The organism is Microbacterium caowuchunii (genome assembly GCF_008727755.1).
GTDB classification, from domain to species: domain Bacteria; phylum Actinomycetota; class Actinomycetes; order Actinomycetales; family Microbacteriaceae; genus Microbacterium; species Microbacterium caowuchunii.
Map to the genome: position 1 here is coordinate 2,088,240 of NZ_CP044231.1, position 23,678 is coordinate 2,111,917.

The 23,678-nt window shown below is 70.8% G+C and carries 25 protein-coding genes; 6 read left to right on the top strand and 19 right to left on the bottom strand.

Translation table 11 applies throughout. The features are described from left to right. Positions 1-42: 42 nt before the first annotated feature. From F6J84_RS10005 to infC, 8 genes are all read right to left on the bottom strand, one after another. Positions 43-957: an amino acid ABC transporter permease gene (locus tag F6J84_RS10005; protein ID WP_150973421.1), complete on the bottom strand. Its 915-nt coding sequence runs from the start codon at positions 955-957 to the stop codon at positions 43-45. Next, positions 954-1,610: an amino acid ABC transporter permease gene (locus tag F6J84_RS10010; protein ID WP_150973423.1), complete on the bottom strand. Its 657-nt coding sequence runs from the start codon at positions 1,608-1,610 to the stop codon at positions 954-956. The genes F6J84_RS10005 and F6J84_RS10010 overlap by 4 nt, the downstream gene beginning before the upstream one ends. 60 nt (positions 1,611-1,670) lie before the next feature. Beyond that, on the bottom strand, positions 1,671-2,573 hold the full coding sequence (locus F6J84_RS10015) for a glutamate ABC transporter substrate-binding protein (protein ID WP_150973425.1): 903 nt from the start codon (positions 2,571-2,573) through the stop codon (positions 1,671-1,673). Between the two features lie 90 nt (positions 2,574-2,663). Then, complete coding sequence (locus F6J84_RS10020) at positions 2,664-3,452, bottom strand: amino acid ABC transporter ATP-binding protein (RefSeq protein ID WP_150973427.1); 789 nt, start codon at positions 3,450-3,452, stop codon at positions 2,664-2,666. 91 nt (positions 3,453-3,543) lie between these two features. Continuing rightward, a complete protein-coding gene (locus tag F6J84_RS10025; protein ID WP_150973429.1) occupies positions 3,544-4,344 on the bottom strand; it encodes a TrmH family RNA methyltransferase in 801 nt (266 codons plus the stop codon). 85 nt (positions 4,345-4,429) lie between these two features. Beyond that, positions 4,430-4,816, bottom strand: a complete 387-nt coding sequence (gene rplT / locus F6J84_RS10030; protein WP_150895315.1) for a 50S ribosomal protein L20 — start codon at positions 4,814-4,816, stop codon at positions 4,430-4,432. Between the two features lie 32 nt (positions 4,817-4,848). Further along, positions 4,849-5,043 carry a 50S ribosomal protein L35 gene (gene rpmI, locus F6J84_RS10035; RefSeq protein ID WP_150895317.1) on the bottom strand — a complete coding sequence of 65 codons (195 nt, stop codon included), beginning with the start codon at positions 5,041-5,043 and terminating at the stop codon, positions 4,849-4,851. A 48-nt stretch (positions 5,044-5,091) separates the two neighbouring features. After that, positions 5,092-5,757, bottom strand: coding sequence for a translation initiation factor IF-3 (infC, locus tag F6J84_RS10040; protein ID WP_238702671.1), 666 nt, complete (start codon positions 5,755-5,757; stop codon positions 5,092-5,094). A 240-nt stretch (positions 5,758-5,997) separates the two neighbouring features. On the opposite strand from infC, the gene F6J84_RS10045 reads away from it, so the two are divergent. Then, positions 5,998-6,405, top strand: a complete 408-nt coding sequence (locus F6J84_RS10045; RefSeq protein ID WP_396652363.1) for a DUF1844 domain-containing protein — start codon at positions 5,998-6,000, stop codon at positions 6,403-6,405. A gap of 30 nt (positions 6,406-6,435) precedes the next feature. Here F6J84_RS10045 and F6J84_RS10050 read toward each other — a convergent pair whose 3' ends face one another. The 6 genes from F6J84_RS10050 to F6J84_RS10075 all read right to left on the bottom strand — a co-directional run bounded on the left by F6J84_RS10050 (position 6,436) and on the right by F6J84_RS10075 (position 10,789). Then, entirely contained in the window at positions 6,436-7,224 is a 789-nt protein-coding gene (locus F6J84_RS10050) for an SseB family protein (protein WP_150973432.1), read from the bottom strand. After that, the gene (gene priA, locus F6J84_RS10055) at positions 7,208-7,954 is read right to left on the bottom strand and encodes a bifunctional 1-(5-phosphoribosyl)-5-((5-phosphoribosylamino)methylideneamino)imidazole-4-carboxamide isomerase/phosphoribosylanthranilate isomerase PriA (RefSeq protein ID WP_150895323.1); all 747 of its coding nucleotides are present in this window, start codon (positions 7,952-7,954) and stop codon (positions 7,208-7,210) included. The genes F6J84_RS10050 and priA overlap by 17 nt, the downstream gene beginning before the upstream one ends. A 58-nt stretch (positions 7,955-8,012) precedes the next feature. Then, on the bottom strand, positions 8,013-8,657 hold the full coding sequence (hisH, locus tag F6J84_RS10060) for an imidazole glycerol phosphate synthase subunit HisH (RefSeq protein ID WP_150973434.1): 645 nt from the start codon (positions 8,655-8,657) through the stop codon (positions 8,013-8,015). Beyond that, complete coding sequence (hisB, locus tag F6J84_RS10065) at positions 8,654-9,271, bottom strand: imidazoleglycerol-phosphate dehydratase HisB (RefSeq protein WP_150973436.1); 618 nt, start codon at positions 9,269-9,271, stop codon at positions 8,654-8,656. The genes hisH and hisB overlap by 4 nt, the downstream gene beginning before the upstream one ends. Then, positions 9,268-10,362 (bottom strand): histidinol-phosphate transaminase, encoded by a 1,095-nt coding sequence (locus F6J84_RS10070; protein WP_191905635.1) that lies wholly within the window; start codon positions 10,360-10,362, stop codon positions 9,268-9,270. The genes hisB and F6J84_RS10070 overlap by 4 nt, the downstream gene beginning before the upstream one ends. A gap of 73 nt (positions 10,363-10,435) precedes the next feature. Beyond that, complete coding sequence (locus F6J84_RS10075) at positions 10,436-10,789, bottom strand: LysM peptidoglycan-binding domain-containing protein (protein ID WP_150973441.1); 354 nt, start codon at positions 10,787-10,789, stop codon at positions 10,436-10,438. A 255-nt stretch (positions 10,790-11,044) separates the two neighbouring features. On the opposite strand from F6J84_RS10075, the gene lexA reads away from it, so the two are divergent. The 3 genes from lexA to F6J84_RS10090 are packed head-to-tail and all read left to right on the top strand — an operon-like array spanning position 11,045 to position 15,330. After that, the gene (gene lexA, locus F6J84_RS10080; RefSeq protein ID WP_150895332.1) at positions 11,045-11,716 is read left to right on the top strand and encodes a transcriptional repressor LexA; all 672 of its coding nucleotides are present in this window, start codon (positions 11,045-11,047) and stop codon (positions 11,714-11,716) included. 54 nt (positions 11,717-11,770) lie between these two features. Further along, positions 11,771-13,123, top strand: coding sequence for a hypothetical protein (locus tag F6J84_RS10085; RefSeq protein ID WP_150973443.1), 1,353 nt, complete (start codon positions 11,771-11,773; stop codon positions 13,121-13,123). A gap of 38 nt (positions 13,124-13,161) precedes the next feature. Further along, on the top strand, positions 13,162-15,330 hold the full coding sequence (locus F6J84_RS10090; protein WP_150973445.1) for a dipeptidyl-peptidase 5: 2,169 nt from the start codon (positions 13,162-13,164) through the stop codon (positions 15,328-15,330). Positions 15,331-15,334: 4 nt separating this feature from the next. On the opposite strand, the gene hflX is transcribed toward F6J84_RS10090, so the two are convergent. Then, complete coding sequence (gene hflX / locus F6J84_RS10095; protein ID WP_150973447.1) at positions 15,335-16,849, bottom strand: GTPase HflX; 1,515 nt, start codon at positions 16,847-16,849, stop codon at positions 15,335-15,337. Positions 16,850-16,926: 77 nt separating this feature from the next. Between hflX and F6J84_RS10100 the strand changes: the two genes are divergently transcribed. Together F6J84_RS10100 and F6J84_RS10105 are read left to right on the top strand one after the other, a co-directional pair. Further along, positions 16,927-17,568, top strand: coding sequence for a class I SAM-dependent methyltransferase (locus tag F6J84_RS10100; protein WP_150895338.1), 642 nt, complete (start codon positions 16,927-16,929; stop codon positions 17,566-17,568). Between the two features lie 101 nt (positions 17,569-17,669). Further along, positions 17,670-18,908 (top strand): MFS transporter, encoded by a 1,239-nt coding sequence (locus tag F6J84_RS10105; RefSeq protein WP_150973449.1) that lies wholly within the window; start codon positions 17,670-17,672, stop codon positions 18,906-18,908. A gap of 6 nt (positions 18,909-18,914) precedes the next feature. On the opposite strand, the gene dapF is transcribed toward F6J84_RS10105, so the two are convergent. From dapF to F6J84_RS10125, 4 genes are all read right to left on the bottom strand, one after another. Next, positions 18,915-19,772 carry a diaminopimelate epimerase gene (gene dapF, locus F6J84_RS10110; RefSeq protein ID WP_150973450.1) on the bottom strand — a complete coding sequence of 286 codons (858 nt, stop codon included), beginning with the start codon at positions 19,770-19,772 and terminating at the stop codon, positions 18,915-18,917. A 122-nt stretch (positions 19,773-19,894) separates the two neighbouring features. After that, positions 19,895-20,806, bottom strand: a complete 912-nt coding sequence (gene miaA / locus F6J84_RS10115; protein ID WP_150973452.1) for a tRNA (adenosine(37)-N6)-dimethylallyltransferase MiaA — start codon at positions 20,804-20,806, stop codon at positions 19,895-19,897. Between the two features lie 5 nt (positions 20,807-20,811). Continuing rightward, complete coding sequence (miaB, locus tag F6J84_RS10120) at positions 20,812-22,353, bottom strand: tRNA (N6-isopentenyl adenosine(37)-C2)-methylthiotransferase MiaB (protein ID WP_150973454.1); 1,542 nt, start codon at positions 22,351-22,353, stop codon at positions 20,812-20,814. A gap of 44 nt (positions 22,354-22,397) precedes the next feature. Beyond that, positions 22,398-23,552, bottom strand: coding sequence for an alpha/beta hydrolase family protein (locus F6J84_RS10125; protein ID WP_191905636.1), 1,155 nt, complete (start codon positions 23,550-23,552; stop codon positions 22,398-22,400). Between the last annotated feature and the right edge of the window lie 126 nt (positions 23,553-23,678).

Below are 23,678 nucleotides of genomic sequence, written 5' to 3' on the forward strand. Positions count from 1 at the left end.
CGGTGCGAGCGGGGTGCTTCCGCACCGAGCGGGGATCGCGGATCAGCGCCCGCCGGCGGTGCCGTCGCGCTTGCCCGCGCGCTGCGTGACGATCAGCTCGGTGTCCGTGACCTCCTGCGTGGGCTGGTTCGCCCCCGCCACGACGCCCCCGCGGGGCGAGCTGCGCAGACGCCGCTCCACCCGCGTGGCGATGAGCGAGAGGATCAGGCAGAGGCCGATGTAGATCAGCGCCACGATGATCGTCGCCGGGACGATCGGCGAGCCGAGCGTCGCCTGCGAGCCGATGAACCGCGCGTAGAACAGCAGTTCCTCGTAGGTGATGATGTAACCGAGCGCGGTGTCCTTCAACGTCACCACCAGCTGGGCGATGATCACCGGCATCATGGCGCGAATCGCCTGGGGCAGCAGGATCAGCCGCATGACGCCGCTCTTGCGCAGTCCGATCGCGTAGCCGGCTTCCTTCTGGCCGTTCGGCAGCGATTCGACGCCCGCGCGGAACACCTCGGCCAGCACCGAGCCGTTGTAGGCGATCAGGGCGATGACGACGGCCCAGTACGGCTCCATCCGGATGCCCGCCGCCGGGAGTCCGTAGTAGAGCAGGAACATGAAGATCAGCACGGGGACGGCGCGCAGCACCTCGATCACGGCGGTGAAGGGCCAGCGCACCCAGGCGTGGTCGGAGAGCCGGCCGATCGCGAGGACGAACCCGAGCACGAGCGCACCGACCGCAGCGACAGCGAACGCGGAGAGCGTGTTGAGCGCCGCCTCCCCGATCTGGATCCAGACGTTCGTGTAGGTGAACGCCGACCACTTCTGCGCGGTGAACTGACCTGTCGCCCACAGGCGCCAGACGAAGAAGCCGATGATCGCGACCACCACGAGCACCGTGATCGCGCCGAGGACGCGGTTGCGGGCGATCGCCCGCGGCCCGGGGACGTCGTACAGGACGCTGCTCATCGCGCCACCCTCCATCGGTTCTCGAGACTGCGCTGCAACCACGACAGCAGCAGGACCAGCGCGACGAAGATCACGGCGACCCAGATGATCACCAGGAGCTGGTTCTCGCCCCGCTCACTCAGGTACGCGCGGACGGAGCCGAGGTTGACCACCGAGAATCCGGCGGCGACCGTGGTGTTCTTCAGCAGGGCGATGAGCACGCTCATCAGGGGCGGGATCACCGAGCGGAACGCCTGGGGCATGACGACCAGCGACATCACCTGCCCGAACGTGAGCCCGATCGCGCGCGCAGCCTCGGCCTGTCCGACCGGCACGGTGTTGATCCCGGACCGGATGGTCTCCGCGACGTAGGTCGCCGTGTAGATGCCGAGCGCGCAGATCGCCAGCACGAGCGGGATGGGCGCCGTGAGGCGCAATCCGAACAGGGGCGGGAGCGCGAAGGCGAAGGCGAAGAAGACCAGCGTCAGGGGGGTGTTGCGGATGGTGTTGACGTAGAGCGTCCCGATCCCCCGCGCGATCGGGATCGGTGAGACGCGCATGGCGCCCACGATCGTGCCCAGCACGACCGCGATGAGTCCGCCCCCGAAGAACAGGAGGAGCGTGCCGAGTAGGCCGTCCCACCAGATGTCGAGGTTGTCCGAGATGACGCCCACGCGCCCGCCTTCCCTCTCATGGATGGCGATGGGGGCGGCTCATCGGCCGCCCCCATCGGATCACTCCTCGACCGCGGGCTGTTCGCCCGAGATCCCGGCCGGGGCCAGGTACGTCTCGAACAGCGCGGTCCAGACGTCACCGCCGTCCGTGAACAGATCGTTGATGTAGTCCTTCAGCACGGTGTCGCCCTTGGGCAGTCCGACGCCGTAGCGCTCCTCGCTGAACGGTTCGCCCGCGATCTTGAGCGTCTCCGGCTCGAGCGCGACGTACCCCGCGAGAATCGCCTCGTCGGTCGTGATCGCGTCGACCTGTCCCTGCTTGAGCTGCTCCACGCACTGGGAGTACGTGTCGTTCTCGACGGTGTCACCGGGGCTGTACTCGTCGCGGATCCGCTGCAACGGCGTCGAGCCGGTGACCGAGCACACGACCTTCCCCGCCAGGTCCTCGGGGCCGTTGATCGAATCGTCGTCCGCCGCGACGAGGAGTCCCTGACCCGTGATGAAGTACGGGCCGGCGAAGTCGATCTGCTGCTTACGGGCGTCGGTGATCGAATAGGTGCCCACGTAGTAGTCGATGTCGCCGTTCACGATCGCCTGCTCGCGGTTGGCGGAGGGGATCGTCTGGAACTCGATCTGGTCCTCGTCGAAGCCGAGCGACGCGGCGATCCACCGGGCGATGTCGACGTCGAACCCGGTGCGTTCGTTGGTCACGGCGTCCTGATAGCCCAGACCGGGCTGGTCGTTCTTGACGCCCACCACGACACCGTCGCGGGCGACCATCCGCTCGTAGGTGGGGCTGTCCGCGAGGTCGACGTCGGTGGCGACCTCCCAGAGCTCCTCGGTCTCGGTGCCCTCGGTCGCGCCGGCGCCCGGGTCGGTCGGTGAGCCGCTGTTGCAGGCGGTGAGGGCCAGGGCGGCGACGGCGGCGAGACCGAAGCCGGTGAGGGTTCGTGAGGTGCGCATGGTTCTCTCCTTGCTGTGGGGGGACCTGTCGGGGACGGATGCGGCCGCTGCGTGTCCTTCCTGTCGACGGGGCCGGGGGGACCGTGGATGTCAGTGGGTGATGAGCTTCGACAGGAAGTCGCGTGCCCGGTCGCTCTTCGGTGTGGTGAAGAACTCCTCCGGCGTCGCCTCTTCGACGATCAGGCCGTCCGCCATGAACACGACGCGGTCGGCCGCCCGCCGGGCGAATCCCATCTCGTGGGTCACGACGATCATCGTCATGCCGTCCTCGGCGAGCTTCGTCATGACGTCGAGGACCTCGTTGATCATCTCCGGGTCCAGGGCGCTCGTGGGCTCGTCGAAGAGCATCAGCTTGGGCGTCATGGCGAGGGCGCGCGCGATGGCGACCCGCTGCTGCTGCCCGCCGGACAACTGCGCCGGCAGCTTGTCCGCCTGGTGCGCGACGCCGACCCGCTCCAGCAGCGCGAGCGCCTCGCGCTCCGCATCCGCCTTCTTCTTGCCCCGCACCTTGATCGGTCCGAGCGTGACGTTCTCGAGGACGGTCAGGTGGGCGAACAGGTTGAAGGACTGGAAGACCATCCCGACGTCCGCCCGCAGGGCGGCGAGTGCCTTGCCCTCCTCGGGCAGCCTCTCCCCGTCGATCGTGATGCTGCCGCTCGTGATCGTCTCGAGGCGGTTGATCGTGCGACACAGGGTCGACTTGCCGCTTCCGGAGGGGCCGATGACCACGACGACCTCGCCGCGGTTGACGGTGAGGTCGATGTCGGTCAGGGCCTGGAATTCGCCGTAGTGCTTCTGCACGTCCGTCATGACCACGAGCGGATCCCCGCGCCGGACGCTGATGTTGGACGTCGGAGGCGCAGGGTCGGAGGGCGTCATCCTCTCAGGCTACGGAAGCGCCTTCCGCGAGCCCGGTGGCCTTGACGGAACCCCGGCCGACTCCTAACGTTCGCTCAGCGAACGGGCGGCGTCAGCTTCGCTGCGCGAACGCGGACTCGTAAAGGCAGACGCTTGCCGCGGTGGCGAGGTTCAGCGATTCCGCGCTGCCGTAGATCGGCAGGCGGAGCGCAGCGTCGGCCAGTTCGAGCGCACCGTCCTCGAGCCCCCGCGCCTCGTTCCCGAACAACCAGGCGGTCGGCAGTGCGAGCTCGCCCGCCGCCCGCGCGGCGAGCAGGTCGGCCCCCTTCACGTCGGCGGCCACCACGCGCAGGCCGGCGGCGCGGATGGCGGTCACGGCAGCCTCGAGGTCACCCCCGCGCGAGATCGGGATGTGGAACAGCGATCCTGTCGTCGCGCGCACGACCTTCGGGTTGTACGGGTCGACGGTGCGCCCGGTCAGGACGACGGCGTCGGCACCGGCGGCATCCGCGGCACGGATGATGGTGCCGAGGTTCCCGGGGTCGCGCACCTCCTCGCAGATCGCGATGAGCTTCGGCCCCTCGGCGAGGATGTTCCGCAGGGACGCGGGGAACTGGCGGGCCACCGCGATGATGCCCTGCGGGGTCACCGTGTCGGCCATGGCCTCGATCACCGGTTCGGTCGCGAACTCGACCTCCAGGCCCGCCGTCTCGGCGTCCTGGCGGAGGTCGGGATGCCGCTCCATCGCCGTCGGGGTCGCGAACAGGTCGACGATCGACTCGGGGCGGCACGAGATGGCCTCGCGTACCGCCTGGGGGCCCTCCAGCAGGAACAGCCCGGTCTCTTCACGGGCGCTCCGCTTGGCAAGCTTGGCGACGGCGCGCACGCGCGGCGACCGGGGATTCTCCAGCACGCTCCCAGTCTAGGGGCGGCGGTGTGCCGGGAACGACGAAGGGGCGTCCCCCGATGGAGGACGCCCCTTCGTCGTGTGGCGGATGTTACGCCGAGACCTTCGCCGCGTTGACGTCGGCCGGCAGCGCCGCCTTCGCGGTGGCGATCAGCGACGCGAAGGTCGCCGGCTCGTTGACGGCGAGCTCGGCCAGCATGCGGCGGTCGACCTGCACACCCGCGAGACCCAGACCCTGGATGAAGCGGTTGTAGGTGAGGCCGTTCGCACGGGCCGCAGCGTTGATGCGCTGGATCCACAGGCGGCGGAAGTCGCCCTTGCGCTTGCGACGGTCGCGGTACGCGTAGACGAGCGAGTGGGTGACCTGCTCCTTCGCCTTGCGGTACAGGCGCGAACGCTGACCCCGGTAACCGGAGGCGCGCTCGAGGATGACGCGACGCTTCTTGTGGGCGTTTACCGCCCGCTTGACTCTAGCCATTTCTCAATTTTCCTTAACGTGGTTCGGGCGCGTCAGCGGCCGAGGAGCTTCATGGCGACCTTGGCGTCACCCGGGGCCAGGACCTGCTCCTGGTTCAGGCGACGAGTGCGGCGGCTGGACTTGCCCTCGAGGTTGTGGCGCATACCGGCCTGCTGCTTCATCAGCTTGCCGCTACCGGTGAGCTTGAAGCGCTTCTTGGCACCCGAGTGGGTCTTCTGCTTCGGCATGATCTCTTCCTTCGTTGCGTATCCCGCCGGAACGGGAGTCTGGGGAGCCTATTCGGCGGTTTCTGCAGGGGTGGCCTCAGCGGCCTCAGTGGCCTCAGCGGCCTCAGCGGCCTCGGCGGACTCATCGTCCGTCCCGGCACGGGCGGAACGAGCCGCTTCCCTGTTCGCCGTGCGAACGGCGTTCTGTTCGGCCTTGGCCTCGGACTTGTTCTTGTGCGGCGCGATCACCATCACCATGTTGCGACCGTCGATCGTCGGGTTCGACTCGACCGTCCCGAGTTCCGAGACCTCCTCCGCGAACTTGCGGAGCAGACGCACGCCCAGCTCGGGACGCTGCTGCTCGCGCCCACGGAACAGGATCATGGCCTTGACCTTGTCGCCGGCCTTCAAGAACCCTTCGGCGCGCTTGCGCTTGGTCTCGTAGTCGTGCGGCTCGATCTTCAGGCGGAACCGGACCTCTTTGAGCACCGTGTTCGCCTGGTTGCGGCGGGCCTCTTTGGCCTTCTGCGCGGCCTCGTACTTGAACTTGCCGTAGTCCATGATCTTGACCACGGGCGGGCGTGAGTTCGGAGCGACCTCGACCAGGTCGAGGTCCGCGTCCTGAGCCAGACGCATCGCTACTTCGATGCGGACGATACCGACCTGCTCGCCGTTCGGGCCGACAAGACGGACCTCGGGAACGCGGATGCGCTCATTGGTGCGGGGATCGCTGATGCGGAACTCCTCTGACGTCGTTGGGTGCCACCGAGATACGGATTCGAATCTCGGGCGGAAGGAGATCACGCCACCCGGCACGACGCGTCAGACGCCGGCTTTCCCGCACCCGGACTACCCCCTCGCGGAGGTGGAGTGCGATGACCCGGTAGCCTGGAACGGCAAGCGCGGGTGGGATGTGATCCTCTTTCGAACGGAGCAGACGCTCCGGTGCTCGCCAAGTCTAGCAGAAAGTGAAACGTGAACTCGATTCAGGATGACCAGCCCCCGGCCGACGCCCAGCGGGCCTCCCGCGAGGAGCAGTGGGCCGAACAGGAGCGCGCCGCGACCGCGGCGACCCGGGACATCGCCGATGTGCCGGCCGTCGAAGTCATCACCACGACGGCGGTGCATCTGCTCAGCGCCGCCGCGGTCAAGACCGGTCTCGCGGACGATCCGGAGAGCCAGACCGACCTGGACGAGGCGCGGAAGCTCATCAACGCCCTCGCCGGGCTGATCACCGCGGCGGCCCCCGAGATCAGCGACATGCACGCCCGCTCGCTGCGGGACGGGTTGCGCTCGGTACAGCTCGCGTTCCGCGAGGCCTCCGTCATCCCGGACGAGATCGGCAAGGGCCCCGGCGAGAAGTGGACGGGCCCGGTCACCTGAGCCCACCCGGCCCGGCCCCTCGGGGCCGGGTCAGTCCCTGCTGCGGACGAGCTTGACCGTGAGCGAATCGACCAGGACCGCGATGCGGTCGTCCGCGGCCCACCGCGCGGCGAGCCGCGCCAGGACGGCGTTCAGCTCGGCAGCATCCAGCCCGTCGATCAGTTGCAGCCGGACGACGAGTTCCGGTCCCCGCAGCCGCCCCTCGGGGTCGCCGGCCTCGACGGAGAGGTCGAGCACCGCCAGTTCCCCGCCGATGCTCTCCTGAAGGCCACGGAAGACCTCGGGCGACAGGAAGCTCGGCTCCCAGGACTCCCCCTGCCCGATCGCCCACACCGCGGGCCGGCGCAGCACGAACTCCGTATCCGACACGGGGTCGATGACGATCAGGTCCGTCTCGTCGTGCGCGGCCGCCAGCGCGGTCCGCCTCCCGTCGGCGGGTACGGGTCGCGCCGACGGGTCCCAGCGGCGGAGCGCGTCCACCGAGGTGAACACCGGCAGCACCTTCCGGCCGTCCGGCGCGGCCACGGTGACGATCGAGAGCTCCTGCGTCTTGTCCACGACCAACCCGGTCGGACCGACCCCCTCGTCCCCCTTCTCGGCGAGGAGGGGGATCAGCAGGCGGGCGGAGCGGTAGGCCTCGACCACCGCGACCGCGTCGCCCGTTCCGTCGTGGAAGGCCGTCAGCGCGGCGAGGAGGGCCGGGTCGGCCGAGCCGTCGTCACCGGCGTGCGGGTTCGCTTCGAAACGGCGTCCCTCCCACGGGACGCCGGCCGAATCCCCGCGGGCGTCGCAGGCGTGCGGGTCAGTGTCCGGCGACATCCAGCGCCTCGGCGAGGGTGAAGGCCCCCGCATACAGTGCCTTGCCGACGATGGCGCCCTCGACGCCCACCGGGACGAGCTCGCGCAGCGCCGCGATGTCGTCGAGGCTGGAGATCCCACCGGAGGCGACGACGGGCTTCGGGGTGCGCTCGGCCACCTCACGGAGCAGTTCGATGTTGGGGCCGCGGAGCGTTCCGTCCTTGGTGACGTCGGTGACGACGTAGCGGCTGCATCCGGCGTGCTCCAAGCGGTCCATGACGGTCCACAGGTCGCCACCGTCCCGGGTCCAGCCACGGGCGGCCAGGGTCGTCCCGCGGACGTCCAGTCCCACGGCGACGGCGTCCCCGTACCGCCCGATCACGTCGGCCGCCCACTCCGGGTTCTCCAGAGCGGCCGTGCCGAGGTTGATCCGGGCAGCCCCCGACTCCAGAGCGGCGTCCAGGCTCGCGTCGTCGCGGATCCCGCCGGAGAGCTCGACCTGCACCCCCTTCACCTGCTTGATGACGCGGCGCATGACGGCGGCGTTGTCACCGCGGCCGAACGCCGCGTCCAGATCGACGAGATGGATCCAGGCCGCGCCCTGGCGCGCCCACTCCATGGCGGCGTCGACCGGGTCGCCGTAGTTGGTCTCGCTGCCGGCCTCTCCCTGGGTGAGGCGGACGGCCTTGCCACCGGCGACGTCCACCGCCGGCAGAAGGATCAGTTCAGGGGTTGACGCGAAATCGTTCATGGCTCCTCGTGGGCTCTCGCTCGGGGCGTGTCCCCGGCGTGCGACACGAGGTTAGACACTACTGGGCCCCCAGCGTGCCGATCCAATTGGACAACAGCCGGATGCCGGCGGCCCCGGACTTCTCCGGGTGGAACTGGGTCGCCGACAGCGGCCCGTTCTCAACGGCGGCCAGGAAGGGCCGGCCGTAGTCGCACCAGGTCAGGCGCGGTTCCGGGAACGGCCGCTGGGTCTCGAGGGTCCAGTGCTGCGCCGCGTAGGAGTGCACGAAGTAGAACCGCTCCTGCTCGATACCGGCGAACAGGCGCGACCCCTCGGGGGCTCGCACGGTGTTCCATCCCATGTGCGGCAGGACCGGCGCGTCGAGCTCGGTCACGGTCCCCGGCCACTCCCCCAGGCCCTCCGTGTCGACGCCGCGTTCCACCCCGTGCTCGAACATGATCTGCATCCCGACGCAGATGCCCAGGACGGGTCGTCCGCCGGCGAGCCGCCGATCGATGAGCTCGTCGCCGCGGCGGGCACGCAGCGCATCGGCCACCGCCTGGAACGCCCCGACGCCGGGCACGAGCAGGCCGTCCGCCTCCAGCACCTCCCGCCGGTCGGCGGTGAGTCGTGCGTCCGCTCCTGCGGCGACGAGGGCCTTGACGGCGGAGTGGACGTTCCCGGAGCCGTAGTCGAGCACGGCGACGACGGGACGTGCGGTCACAGCGCCCCCTTCGTGCTGGGGATGCCGTGGACGAGGGGATCGAGCGCCTTGGCCTGACGGAATGCGCGGGCGAACGCCTTGAACTCCGCTTCCGCGATGTGGTGCGGGTCGCGCCCCTCGAGCACGCGGACGTGCACGGTCAGCCCGGCGTGGAACGTGATCGCTTCGAAGACGTGACGCACGAGCGAGCCGGTGAAGTGCCCACCGATCAGGTGGAACTCGAAACCGGCCGGCTCCCCCGAGTGCACGAGGTACGGACGACCGCTGATGTCCACCACCGCCTGCGCCAGGGCCTCGTCGAGGGGAACCAGGGCGTCGCCGTACCGGGAGATCCCCGACTTGTCGCCGAGGGCCTGCCGGATCGCCTGGCCCAGCACGATCGCGACGTCCTCCACGGTGTGGTGCGCGTCGATGTGGGTGTCGCCGGTCGCCCGGACCGTGAGGTCGGTCAGCGAGTGCTTCGCGAATGCGGTGAGCATGTGGTCGAAGAACGGGACCGAGGTCTCGATCGAGCTGACACCGGTGCCGTCCAGGTCGAGGGACAGCTCGACGGACGACTCGCTGGTGGCGCGGTTCAGCTGTGCTGTGCGGTGCGTCCGGGACTCCGTGCTCATGCTTCCGAGTCTATCGACGCCAGCGCATCGAGGAACGCGGTGGTCTCCGCCTCGGTCCCGGCCGTGACCCGGAGGTGGTGCGGGATCCCGACGTCGCGGATGAGGACGCCGCGCGAATAGAGCCGGCGCCACGTCTCCGAAGGATCCTCCACCCCGCCGAACAGCACGAAGTTCGACCACGATTCGTACGGTCGGTAGCCGAGCGCCTCCAGGGTGGCCGAGATGCGGTCCCGCTGCCCGACGATGTCGTCGACCATCCGCAGCATGGTCGACGCGTGCGCGAGCGCCGCGGTGGCGGCCGCCTGGGTCAGCGCGCTCAGGTGGTAGGGCAGCCGGACGAGCCGGAGGGCGTCGATGAAGGCCGGATCCGCGGCCAGGTATCCGACCCGGGCACCGGCGAACGCGAACGCCTTGCTCATCGTGCGCGAGACGACCAGGCGCTCCCTCCCGGGCAGCAGGGTCACCGCCGACGGGGAGTCGCGGGGAGCGAACTCCTGGTAGGCCTCGTCCACGATGACGATCCCGCGGGATGCCTCGTACACCGCGGTAACGACCTCCAGCGGCAGCGGCGTGCCGGTGGGGTTGTTCGGGGCGCACAGGAAGGTGACGTCCGGATCCGCCTCGGCCACCTGAGCGGCGGCGGACTCGGCGGAGAGGGAGTGGTCCGGCTCCCGGGTGCCGGCGACCCAGGCCGCGCCCGTGGCCCGGGTCAGCAGGGGGTACATGGAATACGTGGGGGCGAAGCCGAAGGCCGTGCGCCCCGGCCCCCCGAACGCCTGCAGGATGTGCTGAAGGACCTCGTTCGAACCGTTCGCAGCCCAGATCTGCTCACGCTGGAGCCCTTCACCGAGATATGCGGCGAAGGATTCACGCAGAGCCGTGAACTCACGGTCCGGATAGCGGTTGATGTCCCGGAGCGCCCGTGCGATGGCATCGAGGATGTCGCCGGCCACCTCGTCGGGGACGGGATGCGTGTTCTCGTTGACGTTCAACGCCACCGGCAGGGGTGCCTGCGGTGCACCGTAGGGGATCATCCCGCGGAGATCGTCGCGGATCGGCAGGTCTTCGAAGCTCAGGCTCACACGTCCCATCGTACGGCGGCGCCCGGCGCCGACGCGGGCTCCGGACCGGGCGCTCGCTGCGGATTCCGCCGCTGCCGCGTGCTCAGCCGGCGGCGAGGGCAGGGACCGCGATCCGCTGTCCGGCCCACACGGTCGCACCGTCCAGCGCGTTCAGCCGCACGATCTCATCGACGACGTCGCGCGGGTCGGCGGACGGCGCCACCTGCTCCGCGATCGTCCAGAGGGATTCCCCCGCCAGCACGGTGACCGTCTCGAAGGTGCCTGCGGGCGAGCCGTCGGCGCGGGACGCCAGAGCGGCACCGCCGCTGAGCACGCCGGCCCCGAGGGCGGCCGCCAGCGGGATCGCCACGAGCGCCGCGAGGAGGCGACGACCCCGTGCCGTCATCCGCAGTCGCGTGGCGACCGGACGGGCGGGGTGGAACTCGATCGTGGTCATGACGTCTTCCTTCCGACGGGGAGAGATTCGCATCCGGCACTCGGCCGGGAGTGCCGGATGCGAAGCTCTCTTCCGAAGCTATATTCGAATGACAGAGGTGTCAAGCGATCCGTTCCGGGCGGCACGTTCGAAGACGACACGCCCAAGAGGTGTCGTCCCAGGACGTGCGACCCGGATACGGTTTCGATAGGACGACCACATCACCAACCTCCGACATTCGAAGAAATCGGAGCCGCCGGGACGGAGCGAGTGACCATGACGGCACGCGAGAGGCCGCAGACGCGGCGACGGAAGAGCCTCAGCGACAAGCAGCTGGCCATCCTCGAGGTGATCCAGCAGTCGATCGCCCGGCACGGGTACCCGCCCAGCATGCGCGAGATCGGGGATGCGGTCGGCCTGAAGTCGCTCTCCTCCGTGACGCACCAGCTCAACCAGCTGGAGCTGAGCGGATACCTGCGCCGCGATCCCGGGAAGACCCGCGCGATGGAGGTGCTCATCGACCTGCCCGGCACGGCCGCGGAGAACCCCGCCGACACCGCTCCCGCGGTGGGCGACGCCGCGCTGGTCCCGCTCGTGGGCCGGATCGCCGCGGGCGTGCCCATCACCGCTGAGCAGCAGGTGGAGGAGATCTTCCCCCTGCCGCGTCAGCTGGTCGGCAAGGGCGATCTGTTCATGCTCAAGGTCTCCGGCGAATCCATGATCGACGCGGCCATCTGCGATGGCGACTGGGTGGTCGTCCGCTCCCAGCCGACGGCGGACAACGGCGACATCGTCGCCGCGATGCTCGACGACGAGGCGACCGTGAAGACGTTCCGCCGTCGCGACGGCCACACCTGGCTGCTCCCCCGCAACTCGGCGTTCGAGCCGATCCTGGGCGACGAGGCCGTGGTTCTGGGCAAGGTCGTGGCGGTGCTCCGGGCGATCTGAGACCGACGACCGATCCTCCGGCCGATATTGTCGCATCGGGGGAAGGGGGCCGTCATGGTGACGACCGATGACGCCGAAGAACTGCGGGAGCATCTGGCGACGCTCGAGCGCGAGAACGCCGAGCTGCGGGCCCGCGTGCCGGACCGGCGCCGAGCCGGGGCCTGGCGGGCGGTGCTGTCCGCGCTCTGTCTCGTGCTGGCGACGATCCTCGTTCCGGTCGCCACGGTCGGCGGCTGGGCGCGGGCGGAACTGGTCGACGAGGAGTCCTTCCTCGCGACCTTCGGCCCGATGGCGGACGACCCCGAGATCCAGCGCTTCGTGATCGAGACCGCCTCGGCCGCGATCGTCGACGCCGTCGACGTGGAGCAGCTCACCGGCGATCTGTTCGACGGGATCGCCACGCTCGGCCTGCCCGAACGGGCACAGGCGGCGCTCACCCTGCTCCGCTCCCCCGCCGCGGAAGGCGTGAAGAGCCTCATCGGCACGGGAGTCACCACCGCGGTCCAATCCGACGCGTTCCCGCAGGCATGGCGCACGGCCCTCGTCGCGAGCCATCGGGCGCTCGCAGCGGCCGCCACCGGGGATCCGTCCGGAACGGTGACGTTGAGCGCGACCGGTGAGGTCGGGATCCAGCTCGCCCCCATCATCGAAGAGGTCAAGACCCAGCTGGTGGTCGGCGGCTTCGCCTTCGCCGGCGCCATCCCCGCCGTGGACGTCACGATCGTCGTCGCCCAGTCCGACTCGCTGGTGCTGCTGTCCACGGCGTACGCACTGGCGGACGCGATCGGATGGTGGCTTCCCGTGGTCACGCTCGCGCTGTTCGCCGGTGGCGTGCTGCTGGCGCGCGACCGGAGGATCGGGATGCGCGGAGCCGGTATCGGCCTGGCGATCGGCGGCTTCCTCCTGGCGGCGGCGTTCTCCCTCGGGGCCGTCCTCGTCCCCGGCGCCGCACCGTCCCTCGGGCTTCCCGCCGGGGCACTCTCGTCGCTCTACGCGCACCTGGTCGGCCGGATGCAGGACACCGGAGTGCTGCTCGGCATGATCGGGGTGGTCGTCATCATCCTGGCCTGGGCCAAGGGCCCCTCACGCACTGCACGGTCCGTCCGCACCGCGCTGGCCGGAGCCAATGAGTCGATCCGCCGGGGACTGGCCGCACGCGGTCTCCGCACCGGACGCCTCGGCGCCGCCGTCTCCCGTCATGCGGCCTCGCTGCACGTGGGCATCGTCGTCGTGGCGGTGGCCGTGCTGTTCGTCACCCGTCCGCTGTCGGCGGGAACCCTCTGGACCGTGGCACTGGTCGCGGTGGCGGTGTGGTGGGCCACGGAGCTCGTCCAGCCGCCGCGTGCCGGCCCGGACACCCCCGCGGACGCTCCGGTCCCGGCGGAGCCGCTGCGTTCGGGCGCGTGAGCGCTGACCGCCGGGGCGTCGGTGGGTAGCGTGGGGGCATGGAGAGCACCCTGCCGTTCGGCTCCTGGCCGTCACCCCTGACCGCATCCGATGTCACGGCCGCCTCGGCGCGCTTCGACGGCGCCCGATTCGTCGGCGACGAGATCTGGTGGGCGCAGGGCGTGCCGGAGGAGGCCGGGCGCACCGCCGTGCGCAGGCGGCTCCCCGGCGGCGGTGTCGAGGACGTCCTGCCCGCACCGTGGAGCGCGCGATCGCGTGTGCACGAGTACGGGGGCGCGGCCTGGGCGGTGTCCGGCGATGGCGTCCTGTACTTCGTCGACGGCGCGGACCAGCGCGTCCGCAGCCTGCGACCCGGCGAGCAGCCGGTCACGCTCACGCCACCCGTCGACGGTGCCGCCTACGGTGGGCTCTCCTGGCAGCACGGGCGACTGCTCGCGATCCGCGAGCAGCACACCTCCGGCCGGGCTGCGGAACGCGCGATCGTCGAGATCGCACTGGACGGCACCGGGCCCACGGAACTGGTCGGCGGTAGCGACTTCCTGGCCCAGCCCGCACTCTCCCCGGACGGGACCCGGCTGGCCTGGGTGGCCTGGGACCACCCCGCTATGCCCTGGGACCGCACCGTCCTGCGGGTGGGCGGCATCGAAGACGGGGCGGTGGCATCCTGGACGGAGATCACCGACGGGAGCGGCGCTGCCCTCCAGCCGACCTGGTCGGACGATGACACCGTGCTGTACACGGACGATCGGTCCGGACGGTGGAACCTGCGTCGTCACCGGTTCGGCGCGCCGCCGTCGGACGAACCCCTCGCCCCGGCCGATGCCGACACCGGCGGAGCACTGTGGGTGCTGGGCACGCGCTGGTATGCGCCGCTCGCGGACGGGCGCATCGTTGCCGTCCGCACGGACGGCGCGGACGAGGTGGTCGTGCTGGACCCCGCCGACGGCTCGGCGCGCCGGCTCGACGTGGATGCGACGGCCTACACCTCCGTGGAGGACGTCGCCGGCACCCGGGTGCTGCTCATCACCGCCGGCCGGTCGGCGACGCTGGGTGTCTGGGAGATCGACGTGGACGACCCCGCTTCCGCCCACGCGGTCGCGGGCGCCGCGCCGGCCGCACCGCCGGGATGGGTGCCGACGGCACGCGCCGTGACGGTGACGGGCCCGCACGGTGAGGTCCATGCCTTCGCCTACCCCCCGACCAACCCCGACGTGACCGCGCCAGAGGACGAGCTGCCCCCCTACCTCGTGTGGGTGCACGGTGGACCGACGAGCCATGTCGGCCCCTCCGCATCCGCGAAGGCCGCGTACTTCACCAGCCGCGGCATCGGCGTCCTCGACGTCAACTACGGCGGCTCCACCGGTTACGGTCGCGCCTACCGGGAGCGTCTCCGGGGCCAGTGGGGCGTGGTGGAGGTCGACGACGTGGTGGCATCCGCCTCGGGCCTCGCCACCGCCGGTCTGGCCGATCCCGCCCGCCTCGCGATCGAGGGCGGCTCCGCCGGCGGGTGGACGGTCCTGGCCGCACTCGTCGGCAGCGACGTCTTCTCGGCGGGGATCTCGCGCTACGGCGTGGGCGACGCGCGTGCCCTCGCCGCCGACACGCACGACTTCGAGGCTCGGTACCTGGACGGCCTCATCGGCCCGCTGCCCGAGGCGGAGCAGATCTACATCGACCGATCCCCGCTGAGCCGGCCGGAGGGCTTCCGGGTCCCCCTGCTGATCCTGCAGGGGGCGGAGGACCGCGTCGTCCCGCCGGCCCAGGCGGAGGCCATCCGCGATGCCCTGCGCACCCGGGGCGTGCCGCACTCCTACGTGCTGTACGAGGGCGAAGGACACGGTTTCCGGGGTCGTGACACGGCGATCCATGCTCTCGAGAGCGAGCTGGCCTTCCTCGGGCGGGTGTTCGGCTTCGAGACGCCGGACGTGCCGCCGCTCGAGCTGAGCATCGGGATGCTGCGGGTAGTGACGGGCCCGGTCGGGCGCGAGATCGTGAACGAGGGCGACATGGGCCCCCACACCTCCCGGGATCTCGCGGTGGTCGTCTCGCGCGAGCCGATCCGCCCGCTGTTCGCCCGGGCGGGGTCCGCCCCGTGGGAGCGGCTCCTCCGCGAGAACGGGTTCACCGAGGTCACCGCGGCGGATCTGCCCGCGGGGACCGGGACGGAGCGGTACTTCGTCCTCCCCCCGGTCCTCGACGGCGCCTGACCCGTCAGCGCACGAAGGGCGCCAGACGTCCCGCGAGGACCTCGGGGACCCGCACGTGCATCGCCGTGCCGTCCTCCTCGTGTCGCTCCGCGAGGATCATGCCGTTCTCGTGGATGGCGGAGACCAGATCTCCCCGGTCGTACGGCACGAGCGCGTGCAGTTCCACCGCGGGAAGAGGCAGCGCCTCCTCCACGACACGGCGCAGCTCCGCGATGCCCTCGCCGGTACGGGAGGACACGAAGAGCGCGGACGGCTCCAGTCCGCGGAGCAGGAGACGTGTGTCCGCGTCGATCAGGTCGGCCTTGTTGAACACCACGATCTCGCGGGTCCCGCGCGCTCCCACATCCCCGATCACGTCGCGCACGGTCGCCAGCTGCGCGGCCGGGTCCGGGTGCGAGGCGTCCACGACGTGGACGATGACGTCGGCGTCGCCGACCTCCTCGAGCGTGGACCGGAACGCCTCGACGAGCTGATGGGGCAGATTGCGCACGAAGCCGACGGTGTCGGTGAGCGTGAACACCCTGCCGTCGGAGGTGACCGACCGGCGGACGGTGGCATCCAGCGTCGCGAACAGGGCGTTCTCCACGAGCACGCCCGCGCGGGTCAACCGGTTGAGCAGGCTCGACTTGCCGGCGTTCGTGTAACCCGCGATGGCGACGGCCGGGATCGTGTTGCGCTTGCGTTCGGCGCGCTTGGCGTCGCGGGCGGGACCGAAGTCCCTGATCTGGCGGCGCAGCTGGGCCATCTTGGTGCGGATGCGTCGCCGGTCGAGCTCGATCTTCGTCTCACCGGGTCCGCGCGAGCCCATACCCGCGCCGCCCGCACCCACCTGGCCACCGGCCTGCCGGCTCATCGAGTCGCCCCACCCGCGTAGACGCGGCAGGAGGTACTCGAGCTGGGCGAGTTCGACCTGGGCCTTGCCCTCCCGGCTCTTCGCGTGCTGGCTGAAGATGTCCAGGATCACCGTGGTGCGGTCGATCACCTTCACCTTCACGACGTCCTCGAGAGCACGCCGCTGGCTGGGCGCCAGCTCCGTGTCGGCGATGACGGTGTCCGCTCCGACGGCGGCGACGATGTCGCGCAGTTCCTCGGCCTTCCCTCGGCCGACGTAGGTGGCGGGGTCCGGATGCGGACGCCGCTGCAGGACCCCGTCGAGCACGACGGCGCCCGCCGTCTCGGCGAGGGCGGCCAGCTCGCGGAGGGAGTTCTCGGCATCCTCCTGCTCGCCCTGGGGGTGCACACCCACCAGGACGACGTTCTCCAGCCGCAACTGGCGGTACTCGACCTCGGTGACGTCCTGGAGCTCGGTGGACAGACCCGCCACACGGCGCAGCGCCGCACGTTCCTCGCGGTCCCACTGCGCTCCGTCGCTGTCGGCGTGGATCACCGTGGCCGCGTCCTGCAGCGCCTGGGCGGAGCCCAGATCACCGCGCACCCGTGCTCGGGCGTCTGCGCGCGCCAGTACCCGGTCGACCGGGTCGGCAGCGTTGTCGTCGGTCGTGTCGGGGGTGTCGCTCATGTATTCCTTTCCCAGCGCCGAAGCGCCCGCTAACTCTAGCTTCCCGCGTCCTCAGCGTGAACCGCTACGCTCTTGGTATGGGGAGTGACCATTACTTCACCGCGTCGCCCGCCAGTCCCGAGAACCTGCGCACGATCCGTGTGACGCTGGGCGGCCGCGATGTCGAGGTCGTTACCGCCGGCGGCGTGTTCAGCCCGGACCGGCTGGACGCCGGTACCGCCGTGCTGCTGGCCAATACGCCGCCCCCTCCGCCGGGTGGCCACTTCCTCGATCTCGGATGCGGCTGGGGCCCCATCTCGCTGACGCTCGCGACCCTGTCGCCGCACGCCACGGTGTGGGCGGTGGACGTGAACCAGCGTGCGCTGGACCTCGTCCGCCGCAACGCGGAGAAGCTGGGTCTCGACAATGTCAACGCGGTGACTCCCGACGATGTTCCCGACGACGTGATGTTCCGCACCATCCGGTCGAACCCGCCGATCCGAGTGGGCAAGCACGAGCTCCACGGGATGCTGGAGCGCTGGATCCCGCGCCTCGACGAGAGATCCGACGCCTGGCTGGTCGTCGCCCGGAACCTCGGGTCCGATTCGCTGCAGCGATGGCTCGCCGCGACCTTCCCGGACGGCTACAGCGTGCACCGCGCCGCGACGGCCCGCGGCTTCCGGGTGCTCAAGGTCCGCCGCCACGGCACGCCGCAGACCGCGCCCATCGAACTGCCCTGACGGAGCACGGGACCGCCGGCGCGGACTGCTAATCTCGCAACACGAACGTTTGACGGGCTGAGGCCGCGATCCGGGTGGGGGACGCGGCGAAGGAGTCCGTCATGGCCACGCAGCAGACCGCACCCCGCGGCATCGCCCTGTACCGCGCCCTGCCCCGCCGGGCCGGCTGGAGCTACCTCTTCGCCACCGGCTTCGGGCGGCTGCCGCTGTCGATGGTGCCGCTGGCGATCCTCACGCTGACCACCTCCGCGACCGGATCCATCGCGGTGGGCGGGTTCGCCGCTGCGGCCGCGGCGCTGGGCGAAGCCGTCGGCGCGCCCGCCTCGGGCACGCTGGCGGACCGGTTCGGCCAGCGGCCGGTGCTCCTGGCGGGTGTGCTGGTCCACGTCGCGCTGCTGGCTGCGCTGACCGCCGGAGCGGGCATCGTGCCGGAACCGACGACGGTGGCACTCGCGGGCTTCGCCGGACTCAGCCTGCCCCAGGTCGGCGCGCTCTCCCGCGCCCGGTGGCTGGCCATCGCGCCGGACGACCTGCCCGCCGCGTTCGCGTTCGAGGGCGTCATCGACGAGATCGCCTACATCTTCGGCCCGGCGCTGGTCGGTATCGTCGCCGCGTTCGTCTCCCCTCAGGCGGCGATGCTGCTCACGGCCCTCCTCGTCACCGTCTTCGCCACGCAGTTCGCGGTGCACCGCACCCAGCGCCTGGTCCCCCGCCGCGCGTCGTCCCGCATTGGGGGCGCCTCCGGCACGACCCTCGACCGGCGGGGCGGGCGCCTCGCTCTGATCGGCACCCTCTTCCTGGGGCTGATGTGCATGGGCGTGTTCTTCGGCGCCGCCCAGACCGGGCTGACCGCCTTCGCCCGGACGGCGGGCATCCCGGATGCGGGGGCGCTGCTGTACGCCGTCATGGCGGTCGGCTCGACGCTCACGACCGTGTCGATGGTGCTCGTCCCCGACCGCGTCGGCCCCTGGACCCGCTGGGCGGTCGCTGCGGGCGGGATGACGCTGGGGGCCGTCCTGCTGATGTCCGCCCCGACGATCCCCTGGGTCGTGGTCGCCGCATTCCTCGCCGGGGCGTTCCAGGGACCCCTCCTGCTCACGATCTACGGCGTCCTGGGCACGGTCGCCGAGGCCGGCCGGGCGGGGTACCTCATGACCCTCGCCGCGAGCAGCGTCGTGATCGGCATCGGAGCGGGATCCGCCGTCGCCGGCGCGCTCGCGCAGGAGAGCGGTCCGGTGGGCGGATTCGCGGTCGTCGTGACGGCCTGCGCGGTACTGCTGGTCGCCGGTCTCGCCGGAGCCGCGCGCTCGGTGCTGCGCCGGTCGCGCCGCACCGCCTGAGCGGCGTCAGGCCAGCGCGACCTCACCGTGGAACACCAGGGTCGCCGGCCCCGACAGCAGGACCCTTCCCTCGCGCATGCGGACCCCGAGCGTGCCGCCCGGCACGTCCACGGTCCAGTCGTCGGGGGCGGCGGTCCCCGCCCAGTGGCGCACCGCCAGTGCGGCCGCGGCGACGCCGGTCCCGCAGCTCAGGGTCTCCCCCACACCGCGTTCGAACACCCGCATCCGGATCGCACCCACACCGCCCTGCACGAGCGGATCGCCGGGCACGACGAACTCCACGTTGGCGCCGTCGCGCGGTTCGGGCTCGAGCAGGGGGCGGGACGCGAGGCCCAGTCCTTCCAGCTCCGCCTCGGAGGACAGCGCCACGACGACGTGCGGGTTCCCGACGTCGATCGCGACTCCCGGCCGCGGCACCTGCAGGCCCTGCGCACGCACGAGCACGTCCCCGGGCTCGATCCGCCAGGGACCCAGGTCGACCTCGAACCCGTTGTCGCTGCGGGTGAGCGTCTTCACCCCCGCACGCGTGCCGATGAGGAGTCCGGCGTCGATGTCGGCGAGGCCGGTCTCCACGAGGTAGCGCGCGAACACGCGTGTGCCGTTGCCGCACATCTCCGCGATGCTGCCGTCGGCATTGCGGTAGTCCATGAACCACTCGGCGCCGGATGCGGCGGCATCCCGTCCCTCCGGGATCGCCCGGGAGCGGACCACCCGCAGCATGCCGTCGCCCCCGATGCCGAAGCGCCGATCGCAGAGAGCGGCCACCTGCTCGGGGGACAGCTGGAGGGCTCCCTCCGGGTCGGGCACGATGACGAAGTCGTTGCCCGTGCCGTGTCCTTTCGTGAACGGAACGGTCTGCGACATCCCCCCAGTCTAGGCATCGCGGAACAGCGCTCAGTCCGCGATCAACCGGGTGAGGCCCGCGTCCTGCCACAGCGCCACGACATCCTCGGTGTCCGTCTCCGCGAAGGGGCGGATGCGGACGCTCACCGGGCGGTGCCGGTCAACTCCGCGGGGGCCACGTCCGGCGCGACCCAGCGCACGCCCTCGTACCTCTTGAACCAGGACACCTGACGCCGCGCGTACCGTCGGGTGAGCGCCTGGGTCTGCGCGACGGCGTCGGCCTCGCTGAGCTCCCCGTCCAGTTGCGCCACGGCCTGGGCGTACCCGATCGCCCTGCGCGCGGTGACGCCCTGATCGAGACCGCGTTCGCGGAGCGCGCGGACCTCCTCCAGCAGCCCTCCGGCCCACATCCCGACCACCCGGTCGTCGAGTCTGGCGACCAGCTCGGCACGGTCCACGTGCACGCCGACCAGACGCGTGTCCGGATGCCAGTGGCGCGGTCGGTCCGGCAGCGCCGCACCGTAGGTCTGCTTCCCCTGCGCGAGGATCTCCAGCGCACGGACGATGCGCCGGCCGTTCTGCGCGTCGATGCGCGCGGCCGTCGCCGGATCCGCCTCCTGGAGCCGGGCGAACAGGGCACCGGGACCCTGGGTCTCGAGTTCCGCCTCCAGTGCGGCGCGCAGCGCGTGATCGTGCGGGGGGAAACGGAAGTCGTAGACGACGCTCGAGACGTACAGCCCGGAGCCGCCCACCAGGATGGCATCCGCGCCGCGGGAATGGATCGCCCGGACGGTCTCGCGCGCGACGTCCTGATAGCGCGCGACCGCGGCCTCGTCGGTGACGTCCAGCACGTCGAAGAGATGGTGCGGGATCCCTCGACGCTCGGACTCCGGAAGCTTGGCCGTACCGATGTCCATGCCCCGGTAGAGCTGCATCGCATCGGCGTTCACGATCTCCGCGGGAACGCAGGTCGCGACCAGGTGCTCGGCGAGCGAGAGCGACAGCGCGGTCTTGCCCGTGCCCGTGGCCCCGGCCAGCACCCACAGCCGAGGCATGGCGTTCACGCCTCCGGGCGCAGTGCGGGAAGCCCGAGGGAGACCGCGCGCGGTGCACCCGGGTCGGCCGGCACGCCGCAGGACGCGGCCTGTGCCCGATCCCAGGCGTCGCCCGAGCGCGTGCGCCGCACCCGCAGCGGCGCTCCGTCGGGCGCATCCGCGAGCAGGTGGAAGGGGGCGGCGTGCGTGATCCGGACGGTGACGATGTCGCCGGGACGCGGCTTCTCGGATCCGGCCGGCAGCTCGAAGTGGACCAGGCGGTTGTCCTCGGCGCGTCCGGTCAGCCGGTGCGTGGCGGCATCCTTCTTGCCCTCCCCGGTGGACACGAGCACCTCGACCTCCCGGCCGAGCTGCTTCTGGTTCTCCTCGAGCGAGATCCGCTCCTGGAGGGCGACGAGACGCTCGTAGCGCTCCTGGACGACGGCCTTGGGCACCTGGTCCGGCATGGTGGCCGCCGGTGTGCCCTCCCGGATCGAGTACTGGAACGTGAACGCGCTGGCGAACCTCGCCTGTTCCACGACCCGCAGCGTCTCCTGGAAGTCCTCCTCCGTCTCACCGGGGAAGCCCACGATGATGTCGGTCGAGATCGCCGCGTGCGGGATGCGGTCGCGGACGCGGTCGAGGATGCCGAGGAACTTCTCCGAACGGTACGACCGCCGCATGGCCTTCAGGATCCGGTCGCTGCCCGACTGCAGGGGCATGTGCAGCTGCGGCATGACGGCAGGGGTCTCCGCCATCGCATCGATGACGTCGTCGGTGAAGGCCGCCGGGTGCGGACTGGTGAAGCGGATGCGCTCCAGACCTTCGATCTCGCCTGCTGCGCGCAGGAGCTTCCCGAACGCCTGGCGGTCGCCGAACTCGACCCCGTAGGAGTTGACGTTCTGGCCGAGCAGGGTCACCTCGAGTGCGCCGTCGTCCACGAGCAGGCGGATCTCGCTCAGGATGTCGCCGGGACGGCGGTCCTTCTCCTTGCCGCGCAGGCTCGGCACGATGCAGAAGGTGCAGGTGTTGTTGCAGCCGACCGAGATCGACACCCAGCCGCTGTAGATGCTGTCGCGCTTGGTGGGCAGGGTGGAGGGGAACACGTCGAGCGATTCGAGGATCTCGAGTTCCGCCTCGCCGTTGTGGCGGGCGCGTTCGAGCAGGCTCGGCAACGACCCCATGTTGTGCGTGCCGAACACGACGTCCACCCAGGGGGCTTTGTCCAGGACGGTGTCCTTGTCCATCTGCGCGAGGCAGCCGCCCACCGCGATCTGCATCCCCGCGTGGGCGTCCTTACGGGACTTGAGGTGACCGAGGGTGCCGTACAGCTTGCCCGCGGCGTTGTCGCGCACGGCACAGGTGTTGATGACGATGACATCGGCCTCGGTGCCGTCCTCGGCGCGCACGTACCCGGCGCTCTCCAGGGATCCGGACAGCCGCTCGGAGTCGTGCACGTTCATCTGGCAGCCGAAGGTGCGCACCTCGTAGGTGCGTGCGTCGCCGCTCTCGGAGACCGCCGCACGGGACGGGGCGATCAGGGTCGGCGCACTGAAGGGGGCAGTCATGATGACGCTCATTCTACGTTCCGCCCGGGGATGCGCGGGATCGATCAGGGTGCCGCGGACGGCGCGAAGGGGGCCAGGAATGTCGCGAGGTGCTGCGCGTAGCCCTCCGGGTCCACGTTCCAGCTCTGGATGTGCCCCGCGCCGGGGACCGGCACGTACTGCGCATCCGGCAACGAACGCGCGAAGCCCTCACTGTCGACGTGCGGGACGAGCGGATCGGCCAGTCCTTGGAAGAGCAGCACCGGCATACGGTCGAAGACCTCGGTCTGGTCGAGCTCGTCGAGGGTGGACAGGGACAGGTCTCCGCGCCACTGCACCACCGCCTGTACGAGCGGCGTGAACCACCCGAGGTGCAGACGGTCGGCCTGTCCGGCGATGACCGCGGACCAGTCCAGGACGGGTGCGTCCAGGACCATGCCGACCACCCGCTCCGCGTGCGGTGACTCGTGCATGAACCGCGTGACGATGCTGCCGCCCATGGAGTCGCCGTAGAGCACGAACTTCTCCGCACCTTGGGCGAGGGCGAAGTCTGCGGCGGCCTCGAGGTCGCGCCACTCGCGCTCACCGAGGCTGAACAGACCGTTCGGGCTGGGCGGCGCTCCCACGTCGTTGCGGTAGGTGATGAGCAGGGTGGGCAGCTTCTTCTCGGCGATCGTCGTCAGGGGCCGCAGCCCGCTCTGACGCAATCCGTCGATGCCGTGCACGAACAGCACCCAGGTGTCGCCGTCGCCGGGGACGAACCACGCGGGCATCGCGCCGAGTTCACCGGCCACCTCGACGTCTTCGAACTCCAGGCCGAGCGCCGTGGCGGGGTCCCCCGTCCACATGTTCGGGTTGAGCGAGACCTTCGCCCCCACCGGCGGCGTACCGTCCGTGGGTGCGAACACTCGGGTGATGGAGGTCTCGTCCGAGCGCAGCACGGGGCCGACGACGGCCTCACCGCTCGGGCCGTCGTCGGTGGACCAGGTGAGACCATAGGTGCCCGCGCGTGCCCCGGCATCCGTGCGGGACAGGGTGATCTCCCCCTCGCCCACGGACTGCACGCTTCCGGCTGCGGTCGTGAGGCTGTGGTGCGGCGTCAGCAGCAGCTGGGCGCTCGCGAGGGGGATGGCCACCACGGCGAGGATCCCCACCGCGACCACGATTCCCCCGATGACGAACGGCCAGCGACGACGATGTGCGCGGCGTGTGCGGGTCACGATTGCGAGCATAGGGGAAGCGGGAGGATGAGTGCCCCATCTCCCTCTCCGGGTGGAGGCCGCCGGCGGGTGCGCATGGGTAGCGTCGGGAGGAGGCGTTCCGTGGGTTGTCGCCGGGAAGAGGGT